General features: G+C 62.1%; 1 protein-coding gene. It reads right to left on the bottom strand.

Translation table 11 applies throughout. From position 1 onward, the window contains the following. The coding region (locus AC1DX0_RS36745) for a DUF1989 domain-containing protein (protein WP_477359546.1) at positions 1–660 on the bottom strand (660 nt) is incomplete at both ends.

Here is a 660-nt window from a genome sequence, read left to right as displayed (position 1 = left end):
ACGTCGCGGGTCAGCGTGTATTGCAGCAGCGCTTCGGAATCCGGGCCGGTGACCTCGAATTTGCGCAGCGGCGACAGGTCCATGATCACGGCATCCTGCCGGCAGGCCCAGTATTCGTCGATGGGACCTTCCTTGGCGAAGGCATTGGCCAGCCAGTAGCCCCTGTACTCGACAAAGTTGCGGGTGTGCTTGGCAAAGCTCGAATGAAAAGCTGTCTCGCGGGTCATTTTGGGTTCCGAATCGGGCGTCATTCGTCTGGCGATCGCTCGCGAGAATTTGTGCTGGCCGGAATAGGTTCGCACATGGATGTCGGTCAGGTTCCAGCCATTGGCCGGCGTCGTATCGTCGGGGCAGGCGGAGGAAACGCAGACGATGTCGGTCAGCGCCCGCAGCAGCACATAGTCGCCTGGGCGAGACCATGGTTCGTCGGAGACCATGACGCCATGCGCGTCGATCGCCGTGTTGAAGAAGAAGTTGATCGCCATCCAGCCTGCGCGGGGCGTGACGCCCTTGTCGGCCAGCGCGCGGTTAAAATTCTCCGAGCAGTTGGTGTGGCCGGGATAGCCGATGTCGTCGTAATATTTGGCCGCGCAGGCGAGCGCGAAAGCGTCGTGCCGGCCGCACGTGTCCTGCACCACCTCGACCAGCGGCTCCATGTCC

Source organism: Mesorhizobium sp. P3_A9 (assembly GCF_056402975.1).
This window is presented reverse-complemented; position numbering and strand designations above follow the sequence as displayed.